This is a genomic window from Corallococcus sp. AS-1-6, from assembly GCF_020037015.1.
In the GTDB taxonomy this organism is placed as follows: Bacteria; Myxococcota; Myxococcia; order Myxococcales; family Myxococcaceae; genus Corallococcus.
Genome location: NZ_JAIQDE010000008.1, coordinates 63479 through 85313 on the forward strand (window position 1 = coordinate 63479; position 21835 = coordinate 85313).

A 21835-nucleotide genomic window follows, 5' to 3' on the forward strand; every position below is an offset into this window, starting at 1 on the left:
ACGAACCATGAACTGAATCCAATCTACCAACGCATCGAAACCCGCCAACAGCAAAAGCACACACAGCAATAGGACCAAAATGCCAAATGAATTCACTGCCGAATCTCTACCAGCAGCAATTCGCCTTCTCTTCCAGCTAAACAATTATGACGTAGAAGGACCAGTACAACTCAGAGGAGCGGAAGTCGATCTAGTCGCTAGGCCCAAATCCGACCCATTCGGCACGCCGATATACATCGAAGCAACTATCGAACATGTTGACAATGAAAAATACGGAAAGGATGCGGGGAAATTCGCCTTAATCCGCGAGATCGATCCTGGCGCACGGAGACTAATCGTCTCAGCCAGAAGTTTCTCGCTCCCGGTTAAAGAACGAGCCAAAGACAGCCGCATTGAAACACTCACATACGACGAACTGTTTGCCAAATTCGAAAGATTCGACCCATACATCAAAAACGTACTTTCAACTGGACCCTCCGCAAGACAGTTGCGCGACCTTGATGCCGTATACGAAGAGCCTTCATTCTTCGACAAGGTCGGAAACGAGCAGGCAACAAATTTCTTAAGTAAATGGCGTTCCACCACGGCTTTAGAAAAGAGATGGCTAGTCATCGTCGGCGAATACGGAACCGGCAAGACAGCCCTCACAAAAATCCTTCAATACCGATGGACTCAAGAATACCAAAAGAATCCATCGCTTCCAATTCCATTCAGAATTGAATTACGAGAGTTCACTCGCCAGTTTGACGCCCGGGGACTCCTCCATCACTTTCTTGATCACAATGGACTTGGGCACGTACCACTAGATTTTGTTTTCACTCTAATTCGAGCTGGGCGAATCGTACTACTGCTAGATGGCTATGATGAAATGGCCCAGTATATGCATGCCAGGGAACGACGCGTCTGCCTAGAAGCTTTGGCACAGTTGGCTTCCGATGGAGCCAAAGGCATTTTGACGAGCCGCCCCAACTATTTCTCTGAAGCTGAAGAACTACAGGTTTTTGAGATTCTCTACTCTTCACTAAATACCGGCTCCTTTTATCTAACAGGCATCGACAAGGACGTCGTAGCGCGGGAAAAAGAACTCGACCAACTGCTTCTGTCTCAATTCCTCGAAAGGTACGAGCGAACACTCAAAGACTTGTCTCCCGAACAAACCGAATCGCTCGTCAAGCGGGTTCTCAAGAACGACAACGAAGGAAGAGATGCCGTATTGAACCTGCTGGGACGCATCCAACGAAGTTCAGAGGACGCTGGCGCCATCTCACTATCTGGCAAGCCCGTAATCATTAGCTATCTTCTAGATGTTGTCGAATCACTCAAAGAGCATCCCCGCGGTGGCGGCGATGCCCCACTATCAGAGTGGGCAGTCTACAGACTAATCGTTGAACAACTCATGATGAGAGACTTCAGACGCTCCCATCACGTCCTGCCCGCCAAGCGCAGAAGTTTTTTGCGCAATCTAAGTGTGTGGCTCTCCAAAAGAGACAATCCCATCATAGGAGAGGAAGAATTCCAATCTCTCATCAGGAGAGAATTCAAAGCTGAATTGCGCTTGACGCAATCAGACCGCGAGGAGGAGGTTCAGAAATATTACACAGACCTTCGCAGCTCCGCCACGCTAACGAGATCCTCCGACCCAACCCGCACTGGGTTCAGATTCTCACACAACTCTCTTCGCGAGTTCCTACTTACCGAGTACCTACTCGACTGCCTTGAGAAGGACGAACTAGCCCCAGAGCAAGTTCCCGTTTCAGATCCAATGCGAGTTTTCACTGCCTCGCGTGACTCCAAGGACATCGAGCACCTTTTTTCAAAACTGACCGCGCGCTGGGCGCACCGTGAAAACCAACCCGGCATTGGCCAAATATTGTCACTACTATGGGATGGGGCGCTACGGCTCTTTGCGACATCGCCAGAGCCCGTTCGCGAGTGCCTTACATCTCTCGCTGGCGGCAATTTGCGCATGGACACAATAAGCGTTTCACGTCTCAAACTTTCCTCAGAAAACAGGCCATCTACGCTCAACGGCATAGACTTCTCAGCCAGCACCCTGTCGGATGTTGACTTCTCCTCCTGCGTAGCCGCCGGATCCAATTTCTCAAACGCCATTCTCGAAAACACCAACTTCTCCAATGCAAGCCTACTCGGAGCACGCTTTAACGACAGCCTCCTGATCGACGTGGATTTCACTGGGACAATTCTCGTCGGAGCCGACTTCCGCGGCGCCGACAAGAGCTCAACAATTCTTGTCGATCCTGTATCAACCACCCCGCGCAGACTGGAAGGACTTGCAAGCATTGGCTATTTAAACTTCGCTGGCGCCACCACTGACGAAGTACCATCCTATTATGTCTTCCAAAACCATCCAGGCTTCCCAATAATTGAAAAGATTTGTCGCAAGCTCACCGAAGGAGCTCGTCAGAAGCGAGGCCTTGAACAGCGTGGCGCTGCGCGCCAAAACCCCAAGTTCGCTAGCCAATTCATCAAATACCTCGAAAACACTGGCCTCGTTGAGCCCTCCAAGGGAAGAACAGAGCAGGTCGTAGCAACGGAACGAGGTCGCGATGTCTTTACATTGCTCTTCGAGCGGCGCGAGCTGTCTAACGAGCTGGCGAACTTCCTAAGAGACAATCGACTGGTTTGAGGACTCAAGACAACCAACAGAGTGCGACCGATCGAATTTTGTCAATCTCCGTGGCGCATTGATTGAGCAGCCCATAGACATCAAGATGGGCTGCCCTGTCATTTGGTGACCCCATCTACTGCCCTACTTGCGCGGGCGCATCCGGAAGGCCACGAAGGACGCCATGTCCGGGAAGCCGAAGTACGGGTTCTTCTGCCGGATGGCCTCCATCCGGTCCACCGGCACGTCCGCGTAGTCATGCCCGGGGTACAGCCGCGCGGTGTCCGGCACCTTCGCCAGCACCTGCGACAGCGAGCGGTACATGTCCTCCGGGTTGCCGCCCGGGAAGTCGCACCGGCCGCACCCGTTGATGAAGACGGTGTCCCCGGACACGAGCGCGTCCTCCGCCAGCAGGCAGTGCGACCCCGGCGTGTGCCCGGGCGTGTGCAGCGCGTGGAAGGTGCGCGCGCCCACCGTCACCGCGTCGCCCGCCTTCAGGAGCTTGAGCGCGTCCCCCCCCCGCTTGCGCAGGTCGCTGGAGAAGGCGACCTCCTCCGCCTGCGCGAACACCGGGACGTCATGGCGGGACAGCAGCTCCTCCAGGCCGTTGATGTGGTCGCCGTGGCAGTGCGACACGAACGCGCCCACCACGCGCTTGCCGTCCTGCGCCGCCGCCGCCTCGATGGCCGGCACGTCCCACGCCGGATCCACCACCACCACCTCCGGGCCGTCCTGGGGACCCACGAGGTAGACGAAGTTGTCCATCGGTCCGAGCTTGAGCTGACGTACGTACGGCGTGGGCATGGTTGTCCTCCAGACGGCCACTCTACGCCCCAGGCTTGCCGCGCCGGGGCCAGTTCCCTTTGAATGCCACTTTTTCGATGCCCCACGCCGTCAGGAGGTCTCCGTCCGTGAAGCGCCTGCCCACCCTGCTCGTCTGCTCGTTGCTGGCCAGCGCGACCGCCTCCGCCGCGGGGCGGAGCGCCTCCACGTTCCGCTACAAGCCGTCCGCGGACGATGAGCGCCCCGTCATCGTGGATGCCACCATCGGGCCCCAGGGCAGCGACTTCGCCATGCGCCTGAAGTTCAACAAGGACCCCTTCGGCGAGGAGTGCAAGCAGCGCTGCGCCAACGTCACCCTCTTCCTGGACACCGACTCCAGCGTCCAGTCCGGCCTCCACCTGCCCGCCACCAAGGCCCCGGAGAACGGCGCCGACCTGGCGGTCGTCATCCAGGGCGTGCGGGAGTACAGGCGCCAGGACGCGCCCCCGGAGGTGGCCCTGCGGGTGAAGATCCGCCAACTGGGCTCGGACGCCACCAGCGCGGACGCGGGCGAGCTGCTCGCGGACCTCAACAACCGGCAGGACCCGGAGCGCATCCAGACGGACGGCACCACCGTCTACCTGCTGGTGGACGCCACCAGCGCGCTCCTGCCCTCCGCCCGCAAGGTGCGCGTCATCTACCACCCGCCGGGGAGCAAGGCCCTCACCGCCACCATCAACGGCATGGCCGGCGGCAGCTCCGGCCGGGGCGTGCAGATCTTCAAGCGCGGCAGCGGCTGGGGCCGCGCCCCGGACGCGGAGGGCAAGAAGCCCCGCGCCACCCCCTCCGGCGACAACGGCTAGTCCCAGCAGCCCGCCAGCCAGCCCCGGCCCCCGCTCCCCTCGGAATTCCGGGGGGTTGGCGGTGGGTTTCAAGCAGGCACAGGACTGTACGGACGTGCAGAAGTTCCGGGCTGGAGCCGACGCAACCACCCGAATTCGTTCTCAATGTCAGGGGCCCATGGTAGTCCCGCCCATCTGACGTCGAGGGTCCGACCCGACTGGTAGTCGCGGCGCGCACGGCTTCACGCCCGCGCGGCGCGTCACGCCCTGCCGGCGGGCCCGTGTGACACCCATCTGGATTCCATGACCATGCTCGCAGAAGCCGAAACGAAGTCGCGCAAGAAGCAGGGAGGCCCGGCAGGGGGCGGAGGGAAGGGAGGCGGCGGCGGGTCCGGCGCCGGTGGTGGGGACAGCCTGCCCGCGGGCCTGGCCGAGGAAGCGCGCCGCCGGTACCTCAACTACGCCCTGTCGGTCATCACCTCGCGCGCCCTGCCCGACGTGCGGGACGGCCTCAAGCCGGTGCAGCGCCGCATCCTCTACGGCATGTGGAACGACCTGAACCTGTCGTTCGACACGAAGTACCAGAAGTGCGCGCAGGTCGTGGGCGCCATCATGGGCCGCTACCACCCGCACGGCGACACGGCCATCTACGACGCGCTGGTGCGCATGGCGCAGGACTTCTCCCTGCGCTACCCGCTGGTGGACGGCCACGGCAACTTCGGCTCGCTGGACGGCGACTCCGCCGCCGCCTACCGCTACACCGAGTGCCGCCTGGAGAAGCTGGCCACGGAGCTGCTGGGTGAGCTGGACAGCAAGACGGTCCGCTTCCGCCCCAACTACGACGGCACCCGCGACGAGCCCGTCGTCATCCCGGCGCGCGTGCCGCAGTTGTTGATGAACGGCACCACCGGCATCGCGGTGGGCATGGCCACCAACATCCCGCCCCACCACCTGGGCGAGCTGGTGGACGCGCTCCTGGCGCTCATCAACGACCCGGAGCTGCAGACCAAGGACCTGCTCAAGTACATCAAGGGGCCGGACTTCCCCACCGGCGGGCAGATCCTCAACGACAAGAAGGAGCTGCGCGACATCTACGAGACGGGCCAGGGCTCCGTCCGCATCCGCGGCGAGTACAAGCTGGAGGAGCTGAAGCGCGGCGGTCAGATGATCGTCGTCACCTCCATCCCGTACACGGTGAACAAGTCCACGCTCGTCGCGAAGATTGGCGAGCTGGTGCGCGACCGCAAGCTGCCGCTCATCACCGACGTGCGCGACGAGTCCACCACGGACGTGCGCATCGTGCTGGAGGTCAAGAAGGACGCCAACCCCGAGCTGGTGATGGCGTACCTCTACAAGCACACGCCCCTGCAGACGAACTTCGGCGTGAACCTCACCTGCCTCGTCCCCTCGGAGAACCCGGACGTCGGCACGCCCAAGCGCCTGGACCTCAAGTCCATGCTCCGCTACTTCCTCGACTTCCGCCTGGAGGTCGTGACGAAGCGCTTCGAGCACGAGCTGGCGGAGCTCAAGCGGCGCGTCCACATCCTGGAGGGCTTCGAGAAGGCCTACGACGCGCTGGATGAGATCATCCGGATCATCCGCCAGTCGGAGGGCAAGCAGGACGCCGCCCAGAAGCTGATGACGCGCTTCAAGCTGGACGAGCTCCAGGTGGACGCCATCCTGGAGATGCGCCTCTACAAGCTGGCCCGCCTGGAGATCCTCATCGTCCAGAAGGAGCTCAAGGAGAAGCGCGCGGAGATCAAGCGCATCGAGGGCATCCTCAAGGACGCGAAGAAGCGCTGGAACGTCATCCAGGAGGAGCTGACCGGCCTCAAGGCCGCGTACACCGACAAGCGCCGCACGCGCATTGGCGGCGCGGGCGCGGAGGAGGTGGAGTTCTCCGCGGAGGCGTTCATCGCGGACGAGGACGCCCACGTCGTCATCACCCGCGACGGGTGGATCAAGCGCGTGCGCGAGGTGAAGGACCCGTCCACCACCCGCCTGCGTGAAGGCGACGCGGTGATGGCGGTGCTCGCCGGCAGCCTGAAGGCGAACCTGGTGCTGTTCAGCAACTTCGGCACCGCCTACGTCACCCGCTTCAACGACGTGCCGGCCTCCACCGGCTACGGCGACCCGGTGCAGAAGCTCTTCAAGTTCGACGACGGCGAGCGCGTGGTGGGCGCCCTGTCCCAGGATGCCCGCCTGCCCCAGCCGGAGAAGCTGGTGGCGGTGACGCGCCAGGGCCTGGGCCTGCGCTTCCTCTTGGCGCCGCACACGGAGGTCTCCACCCGCGCCGGCCGCCGCTACGCGAAGACGGGCGAGGGCGATGAAATCATCGGCACGCAGCCGGTGGGCGACAAGGACCTGCTCGCCGTCCTCACGGAAAAAACAAACGCCCTGGTCTGCAAGGTGGCCGAGGTGAACGAGCTGGCAGGCCCCGGCAAGGGCGTCCAGGTCATCAAGGTGGATGACGGGGACAAGGTGGTGGACTTCCTCGCGGCGCCCGCCAGTCAGAAGGACGCCACGCTGGAGTTCGAGACGCAGAAGGGCCGCAAGCTGCACCTGTCCCCGGCGAAGTTCAGCGTGACGGGCCGCGGCGGCAAGGGCCATGAGATGTCCAAGCGCGACACGGTGAAGGAGGTGGCGCGTCCCGTCACCTTCGTGCCGCTGCCGGAGAAGAAGGAGTAGCGGGAAGGCCATGGCGACCAAGAAGGAAAGCTACACAGGCGCGGACATCCAGGTCCTGGAAGGCCTGGAGCCGGTGCGCAAGCGCCCGGCCATGTACATCGGTGGCACCGACAGCACGGGCTACCACCACCTCCTCTGGGAGATCGTCGACAACTCGGTGGACGAGGTCATCAACGGCTACGCGTCCCTGATTGAAGTCACGCTGCACAAGGGCGGCAGGTCCATCACCGTCGTGGACAACGGGCGCGGCATCCCCGTGGACATGATGCCCAAGCACAAGAAGCCCGCCGTGGAGGTCATCCTCACGACGCTGCACGCGGGCGGCAAGTTCGAGCAGGGCAACTACATCCACTCGGGCGGTCTGCACGGCGTGGGCAGCTCCGTGGTGAACGCGCTCACCAGCAAGCTGCTCATCGAAATCAAGAAGGACGGCAAGCGCCACGTGCAGTCGTACGCGCGCGGCAAGGCGACCAGCGCCCTCAAGGTGGAGGGCCCGGCGCGCGGCACCGGCACGTCCATCACCTTCGAGCCGGACCCCGAAATCTTCGGGGAGAAGCAGAAGTTCGACGCGGCCCTGGTGCGCGAGCGCCTGGAGGCGAAGAGCTACCTGCACAAGGGGATGACGGTCGTCTGGAAGGACGAGACCGCCACGCCCGCCGTGTCGGAGACGTTCAAGCACGACGGCGGCATCGCCGAGTACCTCACCAAGGTCGTGTCGGAGCGCCAGAAGCCCATCGTCCCCGTGGGCGGCGCGCCGTTCTACTACTCGCGCGACAACGAGGTCCGCCTGGAGGTGGCGCTGGCGTGGACGGAGGCCACGGACGAGCACATCCGCTCGTACGTCAACGGCATCCCCACGAACCTGGGCGGCACGCACGAGGCGGGCCTGAGGGCCGCCATCGTCAAGGCGATGCGCAACTACATCGAGACGCACGGCCTGACGCCCAAGGGCGTGACGCTCACCGCGGAGGACATCCGCGAGGGCATCACCGCCATCCTCTCCGTGTACGTGGTGGAGCCCCAGTTCCAGGGGCAGACGAAGGGCCGCCTCAACAACCCGGAGACGACGGCGCAGGTGGACGGCGCCGTGCGCCCGGCGCTGGAGAAGTGGTTCAACGACAACAAGTCCATCGCGGAGGCGCTGCTGGCGCGCATCATCCTGGCCGCCCGCGCGCGCGAGGCCTCCCGCGCGGCCTCCGCCGCCATCAGCCGCAAGTCCGCGGTGAGCCACCGGCTGAACCTCCCCGGCAAGCTCGCGGACTGCTCGTCCACGGACCCTGCGTCCAGCGAGCTGTTCATCGTGGAAGGTGACTCCGCGGGCGGCTCCGCCAAGCAGGGCCGCGACCGGCGCACCCAGGCCATCCTCCCCCTGCGCGGCAAGGTGCTCAACGCGGAGCAGGCGTCCACCGACAAGGTGGCCACCAACAAGGAGCTCCAGGACATCGTCAGCGCGCTGGGCTGCGGCATCGGGTCCGACTTCGACATCACGAAGCTGCGATACGGCCGCGTCTTCCTGCTGATGGACGCGGACAGCGACGGCCACCACATCGCCACGCTGCTGCTCACGTTCTTCTACCGGCACCTGCGGCCCCTGATTGAAGCGGGCGCCGTGCACATCGCCCAGCCGCCGCTGTACCGGGTGGACATCGGCAAGGAGACGTACTGGGCCCTGGACGAGCCGGACCGCGACCGCATCATCCGCGAGAAGGCCAAGGGCAACGCCAAGCCCAACATCATGCGCTTCAAGGGTCTGGGCGAGATGACGGCCGACGAGCTGAAGCAGACGACGCTCGACGCGCGAAACCGCATCAGCCTGCGCGTCACCATCGACAACGCGCTGGAGACCGACCGCATCATCAACGACCTGATGGGGAAGGACGTCTCGGCGCGTTACAAGTTCATCACCGAGCAGGCCGGTGAGGTCCAGGAGCTGGACGTCTGAGAAAACGGGAGTCCCCGCACACCCGGGATGGGCGCTGTTTCCGTCCCGGGTGGGCATTGGTCTTCCGCCCCGCCGGTCGGCTAGCATCCGCCGAATCGTGAACACCACCCGCCTTGCCCTGACTGTCGCGCTCGCCTGCGTGCTGAGCGCTCCCGCCGCCGACGCCGCCACCAAGCGGAAGTCCGCCGCGAAGAAGAAGCGCCCCGCCGCCACCAAGAAGGTCCCCGCGGCCATCCCCGAGGACACCTTCACCCCGCCGGACGAAGCGCCCCCCGGGTCGGACGCGCCGGTGGCGCCCAGGGCCGCCACCCCGGCGCCCGTCACCCCGGCCACGCCCGCCGCGCCGAAGAAGCTGGCGGACGTCCCGGCCCCGGCGGAGCGCGCGGCGCCGTCCAGCGCGGTGGCCATCTTCGGCGTGGCCCGCCAGTCGGCCGCGACGGACTCCGCGGCGAAGCTGGAGGACACCCTCACCCGGCGGCTGGGCAGCGCGGGCGACGTGCAGTTCGTGGACCTGGCCACCGCCTTCCCGCCCCCGGAGCCCCAGGGCAACCCCAAGGCGGACGCCCTCTTCGACGAGGGCCGCGCCGCGTACGACAACCTGGACCCGGACGCCGCGGCGGTGAAGTTCAAGGCGGCCGCGGAGGCCTACGTGCAGCGCCCCGGCGACCTGCGCCCGGAGAAGCTGGGTGAGACGTACCTCTTCCAGGGCGCGTCCCAGCTCCTCAACGGCGACGTGGCGGGCGCGAAGGCGGCCTTCACGAACGCGCTGCTCGCGGAGCCGTCGCTGCGCCCGGACGCGGCCCTCTTCGGCCAGGACGTGCAGCGGGTGTTCTCCGAGGCGCAGGGCGAGCTGAACGCGCAGCCGCAGGGCACGCTGGTGGTGAACACCCAGCCCCAGGGCGCGCGCGTGCTGGTGCGCGGCCGCGACGTGGGCACGACGCCGCTGGCGGGCGCGAAGCTGGCCCCGGGCCACTACCCCGTGCAGGTGGTGCTGCCGGGCTACGCCCCGTTCGCGACGTACGTGGAGGTGAAGCCGTCCGCCCCCACGGAGGTGAAGACGAAGCTCGGCTCCGCGCCGGGCCTGTCCGCGCTGCGGGACGCGGCGGCGAAGGCCGGCACGGAGGCCGCCTTCGACGCGGACGGCACGCCGCCTGAGGTGGGCGCCATCGCCGAGCGGCTCAACGCGCGCTACGTGGTGCTGGCGGCCACGTTCCAGGACAAGAAGGGCCGGCTGCACGGCGAGGTGCAGGCGTGGGACGTGCGCACCAAGAACCGCCTGCGCGGCGTGGAGGTGGACTTCGGCAAGCGCGAGGGCAAGGGCAGCGCGGACTTCGCCGCGGACCAGGTGCACACCTTCCTCACCGGCGCGGCGCTGCCCCAGGGCCGCTCGGAGTCGAAGGATCCGCTCGTGGCCAGCGACTCCGTGCTGCGCAAGCCCTGGTTCTGGGCCGCTGCGGCGGGCGTGGCGGCCGTGACGGCGGGCGTGGTGTACGTGGCCACCACGGACCGCGGCGCTGGCTTCAACCCGGTCAACGGTCTGCCCGGTGGAATTTCCTTCTAGCTTGGGCGTCAAGCGCACAGGACTCCTCATGAAAGCCCTTCCGCTCGCGCTCGTGCTGCTGCCCGCCCTGGCGCTGTCCGCCTCGTCCCAACCGGGCCGCATCTCCGCGCTGCTCATCCCCATGGACCCGTCGTCCGAGTCCTCGGGGGTGCAGATGGAGAGCTACATGAACGACGCGCTCGGAAACTTCGCCAGCTACTCCGTGCGCAAGCCGCGCGACCTCTTCGGCCTGCCGGACGACCCGGCCGCGCAGGCGTCGTTCCAGCGCGCGAAGAAGGGCTACGAGGAGAGCGTCAAGGCCTTCGAGGCGCGCGAGTACGAGGACGCGGAGCGCAAGGTGCGCGCCACCCTCAAGGAGCTGGACGGCTCCGTCGCGGCGATGACGTCCTGCTTCCCGCTGTGCGACGCGCTGGCGCTGCACGGCGCCATCCTCCAGCTCCGGGGCGACGTGGAGGAGGCGAAGCTGCTGCTCATCGACCTGATGGCGCTCAACCCCACGTTCGAATTGAACCCCAAGCGCTTCAGCCGGGAGTTCATCAGCCTGCGCGTGCAGGTGGCGACGAGCCGCCCCTCGCAGTTGCGCGGCAGCGCCACCTTCAAGTCCCGGCCCGCGGGCGCCCGCGTCTACGTGGACGGGGAGCCGGTGGGCTACACGCCGCTGACGCTGCCCACGCTGCCGGTGGGTAAGCACCTGGTGCGCATGGAGCGGCCGGGCTTCCGGCAGTTCGGGCAGATCGCGGAGGTGACGCCGGACGACGTGGACGTCGTCGCCTCCCTGTCCCCCACGGCCACCTACAAGGCCTACGACGCGCAGTTGGACAAGGTGATTCCGGACGTGTCGCGCCCCAGCGACAAGCCGGCCAACGCCGTCGCCTCGCTGGGCCGCTCGTTGAGCCTGGACCGGGCGATGGTGGGCACCGTGCGCGTCATCCCGGAGCGCGGCACGGAGCTGTCCGTGGGCCTCTTCGACGTGAAGAGCGGCAAGCGCCTGGGCTCGCGCAAGCTGGTGCTCCAGGGCGACGAGTACGGCCAGCTCAAGTCGGAGATGGAGCGGGTGGTCAACCAGCTCATCAACAGCGAGGGCGAGCAGGTCCAGAAGCGGCGCGACCCGCTGGACAACCGCAGCGGCGCGGAGGACTGGGGCTCCGAGGACCGGGGTGGCAACTCCCGACAGTCCGTCAAGAAGCACTCCGGGGATGATCCGCTGGACGACGTGTCGGGTACCGAGGACTGGTGACACGCGGCGCTTGTCCCGGGACGGCTCGCACCTAGAGTCCCGGGCCGTATGCGCCACCTGCCGCTGCTCGCCCTCCTCCCCAGCCTCGCGCTTGCCCAGACGGGCGCCGTCGACCGCGCCCCCGCCCCGCCCCGGGGCGTCACCCTGCCGCCCACCAACGCGGCGCTCATCGACGAAGCGCCCGCCCTGTCCCTCAACCCCGCCGGCCTGGGCTTCCAGGACGCGGGGCAGCTCTTCTACCTCCACGAGCGCAACCTCCAGTCCGACTCGGTGGGCGACGCCGTCTTCCTGGGCACGCGCGTCCTGGGCCTGGGCGCGGGCTTCTCCCTGGAGTGGATCCGCGGCGAGAACGCGCCGGACTACCGCAAGACGTCCTTCGGCCTGTCGCTGGGGCCCCGCACGCTGCAGCTCGGCGCCGCGCTGCACGACTTCAGCAGCTCGGATGACTCCCGCATCAGCGGGCTGACGAGCTGGGACGTGGGCCTCACCGCGCGCCCCTTCCGCTTCCTGTCGCTGGCCGCGGTGGCCAGGGACCTGAACGCGCCGGAGCAGGACGGCCTCAAGCTGCCGCGCCGCTACAACTTCGGCCTGGGCCTGCGCCCGCTGGACGAGCGCTACACGCTGGGCGTGGACTGGCTCTTCGCGGAGGGCGGCTTCCGGGAGGGCCTGGCCACGTACACGCTCCAGGCGGAGGTGGTGCGCGGCCTGCGGCTGGGCGGCGGCCTGTCCCACGGCTTCGTCAGCGGCATCCCCCTGGCGCTCCAGCTCTCGGCCACGGTGGACCTGGGCCACGCGGGCCTGACGTACGCGGCGGGCGGCGCGGGCGAAGGCCTGGACCACGTGCTGCAGGTGCGCCTGTCCTCGGAGCGCTACCGCTCCGTGCACGGCGGCGGCGGCGTGGTGGCGCTGCTGGATCTGGACGACATGCTCGCGGGCGGCGTGAGCCCCGCGCTTGCCCTCCTGGGCGTGAGCGAGACGGACCCGTACCTGCGCCTGCTGAAGTTCCTGGACCTGGCCACGCGCGACGAGCGGCTCAAGGGCGTGGTGGTGAAGATGGAGGGCCTGCCCGGCGTGGGCTGGGGCACGGCGGAGGAGCTGCGCCAGTCGCTGCTCAAGCTGCGCGACGCGGGCAAGAAGGTCGTGGTGGTGATGCTGTCCGGGGATGACCGCAGCTACCTGGTGGCGTCCGCGGCGGACAGCGTCTACGCGCTGACGGAGGCGTCGCTGCCCATCAACGGCCTGTCCGCCACGGTGACGTCGCTGGGCGGCACCATGGAGAAGCTGGGCGTGACGTGGGACGTGGCGCGCGTGGGCGAGTACAAGACGGCGATGGAGCAGTTCACCCGCTCCGACATGAGCCCCGCGGAGCGCGAGACGCTGGACGCGTACCTGGACTCCCAGGTGGCGCACTACGAGAAGGCCGTGGAGGCCGGGCGCAAGCTGCCCCCGGAGCGGCTGCGCGCGGCGTGGGCCCAGGGCATCCTGTCCTCGAAGCGGGCGCAGGCGGCGGGCCTCCTGGACGGCGTGGTGTCCGCGACGGAGCTGGACGCGCGCGTGGCGGAGTGGTTCCCGGGCCTGCGCTTCCGGCCGACGTACTCGCCGCGCGACGAGCGCGAGGACCGCTGGGGCCTGCGCCGCCGCATCGCGGTGGTGCCGGTGCTGGGCGACATCACCGGGGGCCGCAGCCGCGAGGACCCGCTGGGCTTCGCGCGGCTGGCGGGCGCGGAGACGGTGGTGCGCGCGCTGGAGGAGGCGCAGGACGACCCGTCCGTGGTGGCCATCATCCTGCGCGTGGACTCCGGCGGCGGTGACGTGCTTGCGTCCGACCTGATGTACCGCGCGGTGCTGGAGGCGAAGAAGCACAAGCCCGTCATCGCCTCCATGGGCGACGCGGCGGCCTCCGGCGGCTACTACGCGGCGGTGGCCGCGGACGAGGTCCTGGCGGAGCCCACCACGCTGACGGGCAGCATCGGCGTCTTCTACCCGAAGCCCGCGCTGGAGGGCCTGGGCACGAAGCTGGGGGTGAACCAGGAGACGCTCAAGCGCGGCGACATGGCGGACCTCCTGGAGTGGTGGAAGCCGTGGACGCCCGAGCAGCAGGCCGCGGTGCAGACCTGGGTGGACGACTCCTACGACACGTTCATCACGGAGGTCGCCCGCAACCGGAAGATGGACAAGGCGAAGGTGGACGCCGTGGCCCGAGGCCGCGTGTGGAGCGGCACGGACGCGCTCGCCCGGGGGCTGGTGGACGGGCTGGGCGGCATGCCGGAGGCCGTGGCGTCGGCGCGCAAGCGCGCGAAGGTGGCGCCCTCGGAGGAGCTGGAGCTGGACGTCATGGGGGACGCGCGCGGCTTCCTCTCCGGGCTGGGCGGCGAGCCCGGCGTGCACGCGCTGGCGGGGGTGCTGCTGCCCGCGCTGCCGGAGCGCCCGCCGGAGGCCCTGTCCGTGCTCGCCCGGGAGGTGGGGCTGGGGTCGCCCGAGCTCCTGCGCCCCGGCCTGAAGGCCATGATGCCCTTCCGCGTGCGCATCCGCTGAAGGGCCCCCAGGGAGGTCGCCCGGTGGACAGCCCACGCGTACGGGCGGCGAAATTGCGGGCGCCCCATCCGGGCGCTCTGTTAGGGTGGTGAGTGCCTCCCGGCCGGCGCTAGGGCCGTCGGGGGGTTTCAGGAACCGGCGGTTTCGGCCTTCTCGCAGGCCCCGCGTCCGGCTTCCTGTCCCAAAACCTGCTTCCTGACGTCCCCGGCGGGCCCGCTCACGGCCGCCGACCTCGAAGGGCCGTCACGCGTGGAGCCCCATGAGCGAGAATTCCGACAACCCCGAGACCCGCAACCCGCCGCCTCCGCCCGCGGCCGCCCGTCCCCCCCCGCCCCCCGAGGCGGACGACGACGGCGGTGACGACGAGGGCGACGAGGGCCCCGACGAGGGTGAGTCCTCCGCGGGTGGCGCTGCCCAGAACGGCGCCCCCGGTGCCCCCGGCCAGGGAGGCCGCCGCCGCCGCCGCCGCCGCCGCCGCCGTGGCGCGCAGGTGCACTTCACCCCGGAGGGCCAGGCCTACCGCATGACGGCGGGCCCGGACGGGCAGCAGGTGCAGGTCTTCCTGACGCCGCAGGAGCTGGAGCAGTACCGCCAGCGCCAGGCGCAGCAGCAACAGCAGCAGCCCCAGGGCGGCGGCCAGCCGCAGGGCCAGGAGAACCGCCCGCAGGACGGCGGACCGCCGCCGCAGCGGCACGAGCACCCGCGCCACCCGCAGCAGCAGCGCGGCGGCGGGCATGCCCAGGGCGCGCCGCAGCAGAACCTGACGCCCGTGGAGGGCGTGCTGGACACGGAGGCCAAGGGCCCCAACGCGTTCCTGCGTCAGGTGAAGCGCAACCTGCTGGCGTCGCCGGATGACCCGGAGCTGCCCAAGAACCTGGTGCAGAAGCTGCGCCTGCGGCAGGGCCAGTACCTCACCGCGTTCGCGCAGATGCGCGGCCACAAGGGCGTCATCCAGAAGGTGGACACGGTGGACGGCCGCCCGCTGGACGGCGCGCCCCGGCTGCCGCACTTCGCGGACCTCACCTCCGTGGACCCCACCGAGCGGCTGAAGCTGGAGAACGGCCACAAGGAGATGGTCACGCGCGTGTTGGACCTCATCGCGCCCATCGGCAAGGGTCAGCGCGCGCTCATCGTCGCCCCGCCCAAGACGGGCAAGACGATCATGCTCCAGCGCATCGCGCAGGCCATCATCCAGAACCACCCGGAGTGCCACGTCATGGTGGTGCTCATCGACGAGCGCCCGGAAGAAGTGACGGACATGCGCCGGAGCATCAAGGCGGAGGTCATCGCCTCCAGCTCCGACCGGCCCACGGGCGACCACCTCAAGGTCGCGGAGCTCGCCCTGGAGCGCGCCCGCCGGCTGGTGGAGTCCGGCAAGGACGTGGTCATCCTCCTGGACTCCATCACCCGCCTGGCGCGCGCCTACAACAAGGAAGTGGACAGCTCCGGCCGCACCATGACGGGCGGCGTGGACAGCCGCGCCCTGGAGCGCCCCAAGCGCATCTTCGGCGCCGCGCGCGCCACGGAGGAGGCGGGCTCGCTCACCATCATCGGCACGGCGCTCATCGACACCGGCAGCCGCATGGACGAGGTCATCTTCGAGGAGTTCAAGGGCACGGGTAACTCCGAGGTCACCCTGGACCGCCTGCTCGCGGAGAAGCGCGTCTTCCCGGCCATCAACATCGCCCAGTCCGGCACGCGCAAGGAGGAGAAGCTCTTCACCCTGCGCGAGTACGAGAAGGTGAAGAAGCTGCGGCAGATGCTCTTCTCCGTGAAGCCGGTGGAGGCCATGGAGGCGCTCGTCAAACGGCTCGGCCGGTACACCTACAACGACGAGTTCTTCGACGAGCTGTAGGCCCGTCCCGCCCGCGCGGGGGTGGTGTGGCGAGCCCTGGATTGCGTAAGGTGAGCGCATGATTCAGGGCTCGGGCCGCTGCCACTACCACCCGGACCGCGCGGGCCTGGGCGTCTGCGTGGAGTGCCGGCGCGTCATCTGCCGCGAGTGCACCACGCAGTTCGAGGGCATCAACCGCTGCGCCAGTTGCCTCGACACGCGCCGCAAGGCGCTGGAGGGGCCGCCGCCCCGGCGCGAGTGGACCGTGGCGCACGTGGTGCTGGCGCTCGTGGGCGTCGTGCTCGTATGGGGCGGCGTGCTGCTGGCGGCGCACGCGGTGGGCTAGCGCGATGGCCGTCTCCGCACTGGAACTGCGCCCCCGGGGTCCGGTGGCCTTGATGGACGCGGCGCTGCGCCTGTGCGCGCGCGACGCGGGCGTGTGGGCGCTCACGCTGCCGGGTGGCGCGGCGGTGGTGGCCACGCTGCTGCACCTGCTGGACGCCGTGGACCACGGGCGCTCCCCCACCCTGCCCGCGCTGTACGTGACGCTCGCGTGGTTCCTGCGGGGCGTGGGCCAGGGCGCGGCGTGCCACTACGTGCAGGAGCTGCTGCTGGGCGCGAAGGCGGAGCCGTCCGTGCGCCAGTCCCTGCGCGCGGCGCTGGAGAAGCTGCCCAGCCTGTTCATCGCCGTGGCGTACCTGGCGTTCTTCAACGTGCTGACGCTGACGTTCTCGCTGGGCATCGCGCTGTTCCTCCTCTCCGCGCAGGGCGTGGGCTACGCGGCGACCATGCAGGGCCGGGGCAGCCCGCTGAAGCTGTACGCGCTGGGCTCGCGGCTGCTGGGCCCGTCGCGAGGGACGGCCACCGCGGTGCGCTGGCTGATGGGCGTGCAGGTGCTGGTGCTCCTCAACCTGCACGTGGGGCTCAACTTCCTGCTGTACCTCGGGCGGAAGCTCGTGGGCATCGACCTGACGTTCGCGGAGCGGTTCGCGTCGTTGGACAACCCGCCGTGGCTCGTGTTCCTCGTCGCGACGACGTTCGCCCTCTTCGAGCCCCTGCGCGCGGCGACCGCCACGCTGCTGCTGGTGGACGGGCGCGTGCGCCAGGAGGGCCTGGACCTGCTGGCCGCCGTGCAGCAGCTCCCGGAGCGGAGCACGAAGCGCGGGGGGCTCGCGTCAAAGGGCGTGGCCGCGGCGCTGCTGCTGGCCACGGGGCTGCTCCTCGCGGCCCCCGCGTCCGTGGAAGCCGCGCCGGAGGCCGCCACGCGCCAGGCGCTGCGCGCGCGCTTGGAGAAGGTCGCGACGGAGTGCGAGCTGCCGGAGCAGGTGGAGGGCACGGCGCTCCAGGACTTCGATGCGCTGGACGCGCGGGAGACGGCCAAGCTCGAGCGCTTCGTGCGGCGCCTGGAGCAGTTGGCCTTCGACGACGAGGACTGCGAGACGGCGGCGGTGACGCTGGAGAGCGGGCTTACGCAGGTGTCGGCCACGGCCGAGGCCCAGGCGCGCGCGGACGCCCGTGCGGCCACGGACCGGGCGCGGGCCATCCTCGCGCGGCCGGAGTTCCAGGAGCGCCCGGAGAAGGCCCCGGCCGAACCGAAGGAGGACGTCCCTCCGGAGGCGAGCTGGTGGCGCCGCTTCATCGACAAGCTGGGTGAGTGGCTCCGGGACTTCTTCAAGCGCAACAACCCGCGGCCCCAGTCGCGGGACACGGCCCTGCCCCTGAGCGGCGGCGCGGCGGCGAACGCCCTCGTCGTGATGCTGGTCGCGCTGACGCTCGCGGTGCTGGGGGTGGTGGTCGTGAGCGTGCTGCGGCGCAAGCGGGAGGGCGCGGGCCCTGCGCTGGACGTCAGCACCGTGGACGCCGCGGCGCTCGCGGGCAACCCGGACCACGCGCTGTCGCGTCCCCCGGAGGGCTGGGCGCACCTGGCCGACGCGCTGGCCGCGAAGGGGGAGTACCGCGAGGCGGTGCGCAACCTGTACCTCGCGCTCCTGTCGCGCCTGCACCGTGACGGCGCCATCCACTACGACGAGACGCTGTCCAACTGGGACTACCTGCGCGCGTTCCGGGGCCGCCCGGAGGTGAAGGCCCCGTTCCGCGAGCTGACGCGCCGCTTCGACTTCGCGTGGTACGGCAACGCGCCCGTGGGCGCGGACGGCTACACCGAGTTCCGCGCCATCACCGCCCCGCTGCTCGCCGCGCCGCCCGCGCAGGAGGCCGCCGGTGCGTGACCGCTTCCCGCTGCTCGTGCTGGGGGGCCTGCTGCTCGCGGGCGTGCTCGGGGCGTTCCTGGTGCGCGGCGCCCAGCGCGGCGGCTTCGCGGATCCGCTGTCCACCTTCCGCGCGGAGCCGGACGGCGCGCGCGCCCTGTACCTGCTCGCGCAGGAGAGCGGCCTGCCGGTGACGCGCAACATGGCGGACCTGCGCCTGCTCACCGGCCATGAGGCGCTGGTGCTGCTCGCCGTGGAGGTCCAGGACTCGCACGAGGAGGATCCGGACCAGACGCGGCTCGCGTCGGACCCGGACGCGGGCGTGGACGACGAGGAGGCGCCGCACCAGGGCTTCAACGCCCTGCGCGCGCAGCAACTGGACGACGAAGAGGTGGAGCGCGTGCTGTCCCATGTCCGCGCCGGCGCCTCGCTCGTGTACGTGCCCTGGGGCTCGAAGGAGAACGCGCTCCTGGACGAGCTGGGCGTGAAGCTGGACAAGGCGGACGTGACGCTGCCCATGCGCACGCTGGTGCCCCCGCTGCCCACGCCGTACACGCTGGGCGTGGAGCGCGTGGAGGCGAAGGTCCAGGCCTACCTCCGCCTCCCGGAGCACGCCGTCACGGTGCTGGAGGATGAGCGCCTGGGCTTCCCCGTGGCCGCGGTGCTTCATGTGGGCCTGGGCCGGGTGCTGGTGGTGGGCGCCCCCGAGCTCGCGATGAACCCGGCGCTCGCCAGGGCGGACAACGCGCAGTTCTGGCTGAGCGCGCTGGAGGCCCTGGGCCCCGGCCCCTTCGCCTTCGACGAGTTCCACCACGGCTTCACCAACGAGCGCTCGCTCGTGGACTTCGCGCGCCGCTACGGCCTGCACTTCGCCGTCGCGCAACTGCTCCTGGGCGTCGTGCTGTGGGCGGGCGCGCTGAAGCGCTTCGGCCGGCCGCTGCCTCCGCCGGAGTCCATGCGCGTGGGCGCCACGGACGCCCTCTTCGCCATGAGCCGCCTGTACCGCGAGGGCCAGCACCACGGGTTCGCCGCGGGGCTCATCTCGCGCGGCCTCACGCAGCAACTGGCGCCGCTCGCGGGCCTGCCTTCGCACTCCCCCTTTGCCGCCGTCGCGGAAGGGCTGCGCACGCGCGGACGCCAGGACCTGGCGGACGGGCTGCTCGACGTGGTCCGCCAGTCCGAAACGGTCCAGAGGGACGCCGACCTCCAGGCCCTCGCCACCTCCGCCGCGCACGTGCGCGAGCGCATCCACCCCGCCGGCACCGGCCGGCCCCGCCCCGGAACCCCATGAACGCGCCCTCCTCCCCTCCCCCCTTCCCGGACACCGGCAACGCCGTGCGGTCCGCGAACGCCATCCGCGAGGGCGTCCTCGCGGAGGTGCGCAAGGCCGTGGTCGGGCAGGATGAGCCGCTGGAGCTGATGCTCTGCGGGCTCGTGGCCGGCGGGCACATCCTGCTGGAGGGCGTACCCGGCGTGGCCAAGACGCTGATGGCCAAGGCGCTGTCGCGCAGCGTGGGCGCGGACTTCAAGCGCATCCAGTTCACGCCGGACCTGATGCCCGCGGACATCCTGGGCACCAGCGTCTTCGACCTGAAGTCACAGGCCTTCGTGCTCGCGCGAGGCCCCATCTTCACGGACCTGCTGCTGGCGGACGAGATCAACCGCGCCCCGGCGAAGACGCAGTCCGCGCTGCTGGAGGCCATGCAGGAGCGCGCCGTGTCGCTGGAGGGCAAGAACCTCCAGTTGTCGCCCATGTTCACGGTGTTCGCCACGCAGAACCCGGTGGAGTCGGAAGGCACGTACCCGCTCCCCGAGGCGCAGTTGGACCGCTTCCTGCTGAAGATCGACGTGGGCTACCCCGCGCCGGAGGAGGAGGACGCCATCCTCGAGTCCGTGCACCGGGGCTTCGACGCGGGCGACCTGGCGCGCGCGGGCGTGAGCGCGGCGGTGACGAAGGACGACCTGCTCCAGGCGCGCGTGGCGCTCAACACGGTGAACGTGGAGCCGCCGGTCCTTGCGTACATCCGCAAGCTGGTGGCCGCGACGCGAAGCTCGCCCAACATCCGCCTGGGCGCGGGGCCGCGCGCGGGCGTGCACCTGCTGCTCGCGTCGAAGGCGCTGGCGGCGCTGCGGGGCCGCGACTTCGTGACGCCTGACGACGTGCGCTTCCTGGTGGGCCCGGTGCTGCGCCACCGCCTGCTCCTGTCGCCGGACGCGGAGCTGGACGGGGCCACGGCCGCGGACGTGCTGCGCGAGGTGGTCCAGGGCGTCGAGGTCCCCCGGTGATTCCCTCCGAGCGCCTGTGGGGGCTGCTGGCCATGCTCGCGCTGCCCATGGCGCTGGCGGGCTTCTTCCCGGGCCTGGGCGGCGCGGTGCTGGCGCTGGACGCGCTGGCCGTGGCGCTGGCCGTGTTCGACTTCCTCCAGGCTCGCCGCGTGCGGCTGGAGGTGGAGCGCCTGCTGCCGGAGCGCCTCAACGTGGGCGTGGCCAATCGCGTCGAGCTGCGCCTGGTGCACCGGGGCGGGGGCACGGTGGAGGTGCGCGTGAAGGACGACGCGCCGCCGTCGTTCACCTCGGAGCCCTCGGAGGCCACGCTGCGCCTCACGCCGGACAGCCAGACGCAGTGGGTGTACCGGACCACGCCCGCGAAGCGCGGCAAGTTCAGCTTCGGCGCCGTGCACGTGCGCGTGCGCGGCCCCCTGGGGCTCGTCTCGCACGAGCGGACGTTCCCGGCGGAGCGCTCGGTGTCGGTGTACCCGGACCTGCGAGGCGCCCGGAGGTTGCTGTTGTCCGGCGCCGCGCTGGACCTGGTGAACCTGGGGCTGCGGCAGTTGCGGCGAGACGGCCAGGGCAGCGAGTTCGCGCGCCTGCGGGACTACGCCCAGGGCGACAGCGTGCGCGACGTGGACTGGAAGGCCACCGCGCGCCGGGGCCGGCCGGTGACGCGGGTGCTGGAGTCGGAGCGCTCGCAGGCGCTGATCATCTGCGTGGACGCGGGGCGCTCCATGGCGGCCCAGGTGGACGGCCTCACCAAGCTGGATCACGCGGTGAACGCGGCGCTGTTCCTCGCCTTCGTGGCCATCCGCAACGGGGACCGCGTGGGCCTGGCCCTCTTCGCGGACGGCGTGAAGGCCTACCTGCCGCCCGCGGCGGGCCGGGGCCAGTACCGCAAGCTGGTGGACACGCTCTACTCCGCGACGCCCAGCCTCACGTACGTGGACTACCTGGCGCTCTTCAAGGAGCTGAACGTGCGCCTCAACCGGCGCAGCCTGCTGTGCGTCTTCACGGACTTCCTGGACGAGGAGCAGGCCGGAACGCTGGTGGCCCCGCTGCACCGGCTGGCCCGCCGCCACGTCCCGCTGTGCCTGTCCGTGAAGGACACCGCGCTGCAGAAGCTGCTGCGCACGCCCCCGTCAGGACCGGAGGAGGCGTTCCAGCACGCGGTGGCGTCGGAGCTGCTCACGGACCGGGAGGTCCTCAAGGCCCGCGTGAGCAGGGGCGGCGTGCAGATGCTGGACGTGGCGCCGGACGAACTGAGCCTCGCGGCGGTGAACCGTTACCTCGACATCAAGGCGCGCGGAGTCCTCTAACCAGGAGCCCA

General features: G+C 69.1%; 14 protein-coding genes. 13 read left to right on the forward strand and 1 reads right to left on the reverse strand.

The genetic code is table 11. From position 1 onward, the window contains the following. Positions 1-79 precede the first annotated feature (79 nt). Positions 80-2647, forward strand: a complete 2568-nt coding sequence (locus K8612_RS13345; RefSeq protein WP_223762536.1) for an NACHT domain-containing protein — start codon at positions 80-82, stop codon at positions 2645-2647. Between the two features lie 123 nt (positions 2648-2770). Here K8612_RS13345 and K8612_RS13350 read toward each other — a convergent pair whose 3' ends face one another. Continuing rightward, positions 2771-3430 (reverse strand): MBL fold metallo-hydrolase, encoded by a 660-nt coding sequence (locus tag K8612_RS13350; RefSeq protein WP_223762537.1) that lies wholly within the window; start codon positions 3428-3430, stop codon positions 2771-2773. Positions 3431-3537: 107 nt separating this feature from the next. Between K8612_RS13350 and K8612_RS13355 the strand changes: the two genes are divergently transcribed. From K8612_RS13355 to K8612_RS13410, 12 genes are all read left to right on the forward strand, one after another. After that, positions 3538-4251 carry a hypothetical protein gene (locus tag K8612_RS13355; RefSeq protein WP_223762538.1) on the forward strand — a complete coding sequence of 238 codons (714 nt, stop codon included), beginning with the start codon at positions 3538-3540 and terminating at the stop codon, positions 4249-4251. 288 nt (positions 4252-4539) lie between these two features. Then, a complete protein-coding gene (locus tag K8612_RS13360) occupies positions 4540-6918 on the forward strand; it encodes a DNA topoisomerase (ATP-hydrolyzing) subunit A (RefSeq protein WP_223762659.1) in 2379 nt (792 codons plus the stop codon). Positions 6919-6928: 10 nt separating this feature from the next. After that, positions 6929-8860: a type IIA DNA topoisomerase subunit B gene (locus K8612_RS13365; protein ID WP_223762539.1), complete on the forward strand. Its 1932-nt coding sequence runs from the start codon at positions 6929-6931 to the stop codon at positions 8858-8860. A gap of 97 nt (positions 8861-8957) precedes the next feature. Then, on the forward strand, positions 8958-10421 hold the full coding sequence (locus K8612_RS13370) for a PEGA domain-containing protein (RefSeq protein ID WP_223762540.1): 1464 nt from the start codon (positions 8958-8960) through the stop codon (positions 10419-10421). 28 nt (positions 10422-10449) lie between these two features. Further along, positions 10450-11658 carry a PEGA domain-containing protein gene (locus tag K8612_RS13375; RefSeq protein WP_223744244.1) on the forward strand — a complete coding sequence of 403 codons (1209 nt, stop codon included), beginning with the start codon at positions 10450-10452 and terminating at the stop codon, positions 11656-11658. A 48-nt stretch (positions 11659-11706) separates the two neighbouring features. Next, positions 11707-14193, forward strand: coding sequence for a signal peptide peptidase SppA (sppA, locus tag K8612_RS13380; protein WP_223762541.1), 2487 nt, complete (start codon positions 11707-11709; stop codon positions 14191-14193). A 259-nt stretch (positions 14194-14452) separates the two neighbouring features. After that, the gene (rho, locus tag K8612_RS13385; RefSeq protein ID WP_223744242.1) at positions 14453-16048 is read left to right on the forward strand and encodes a transcription termination factor Rho; all 1596 of its coding nucleotides are present in this window, start codon (positions 14453-14455) and stop codon (positions 16046-16048) included. Between the two features lie 58 nt (positions 16049-16106). Further along, positions 16107-16373 carry a hypothetical protein gene (locus K8612_RS13390; RefSeq protein WP_223762542.1) on the forward strand — a complete coding sequence of 89 codons (267 nt, stop codon included), beginning with the start codon at positions 16107-16109 and terminating at the stop codon, positions 16371-16373. Between the two features lie 4 nt (positions 16374-16377). Further along, on the forward strand, positions 16378-18255 hold the full coding sequence (locus K8612_RS13395) for a DUF4129 domain-containing protein (RefSeq protein WP_223762543.1): 1878 nt from the start codon (positions 16378-16380) through the stop codon (positions 18253-18255). Further along, complete coding sequence (locus K8612_RS13400; protein WP_223762544.1) at positions 18248-19525, forward strand: DUF4350 domain-containing protein; 1278 nt, start codon at positions 18248-18250, stop codon at positions 19523-19525. The genes K8612_RS13395 and K8612_RS13400 overlap by 8 nt, the downstream gene beginning before the upstream one ends. Then, entirely contained in the window at positions 19522-20520 is a 999-nt protein-coding gene (locus K8612_RS13405; RefSeq protein WP_223744239.1) for a MoxR family ATPase, read from the forward strand. Before K8612_RS13400 ends, K8612_RS13405 begins: the two co-directional genes overlap by 4 nt. Then, entirely contained in the window at positions 20517-21824 is a 1308-nt protein-coding gene (locus K8612_RS13410; protein WP_223762545.1) for a DUF58 domain-containing protein, read from the forward strand. Before K8612_RS13405 ends, K8612_RS13410 begins: the two co-directional genes overlap by 4 nt. Positions 21825-21835 lie beyond the last annotated feature (11 nt).

Bases quoted from the DNA above. Each gene is read 5' to 3' on its own strand.
- K8612_RS13345 (WP_223762536.1), top strand. From the start codon at position 80: ATGCCAAATGAATTCACTGCCGAATCTCTACCAGCAGCAATTCGCCTT.
- K8612_RS13350 (WP_223762537.1), bottom strand. From the start codon at position 3,430: ATGCCCACGCCGTACGTACGTCAGCTCAAGCTCGGACCGATGGACAAC.
- K8612_RS13360 (WP_223762659.1), top strand. From the start codon at position 4,540: ATGCTCGCAGAAGCCGAAACGAAGTCGCGCAAGAAGCAGGGAGGCCCG.
- K8612_RS13365 (WP_223762539.1), top strand. From the start codon at position 6,929: ATGGCGACCAAGAAGGAAAGCTACACAGGCGCGGACATCCAGGTCCTG.
- K8612_RS13375 (WP_223744244.1), top strand. From the start codon at position 10,450: ATGAAAGCCCTTCCGCTCGCGCTCGTGCTGCTGCCCGCCCTGGCGCTG.
- sppA (WP_223762541.1), top strand. From the start codon at position 11,707: ATGCGCCACCTGCCGCTGCTCGCCCTCCTCCCCAGCCTCGCGCTTGCC.
- rho (WP_223744242.1), top strand. From the start codon at position 14,453: ATGAGCGAGAATTCCGACAACCCCGAGACCCGCAACCCGCCGCCTCCG.
- K8612_RS13390 (WP_223762542.1), top strand. From the start codon at position 16,107: ATGATTCAGGGCTCGGGCCGCTGCCACTACCACCCGGACCGCGCGGGC.
- K8612_RS13395 (WP_223762543.1), top strand. From the start codon at position 16,378: ATGGCCGTCTCCGCACTGGAACTGCGCCCCCGGGGTCCGGTGGCCTTG.
- K8612_RS13405 (WP_223744239.1), top strand. From the start codon at position 19,522: ATGAACGCGCCCTCCTCCCCTCCCCCCTTCCCGGACACCGGCAACGCC.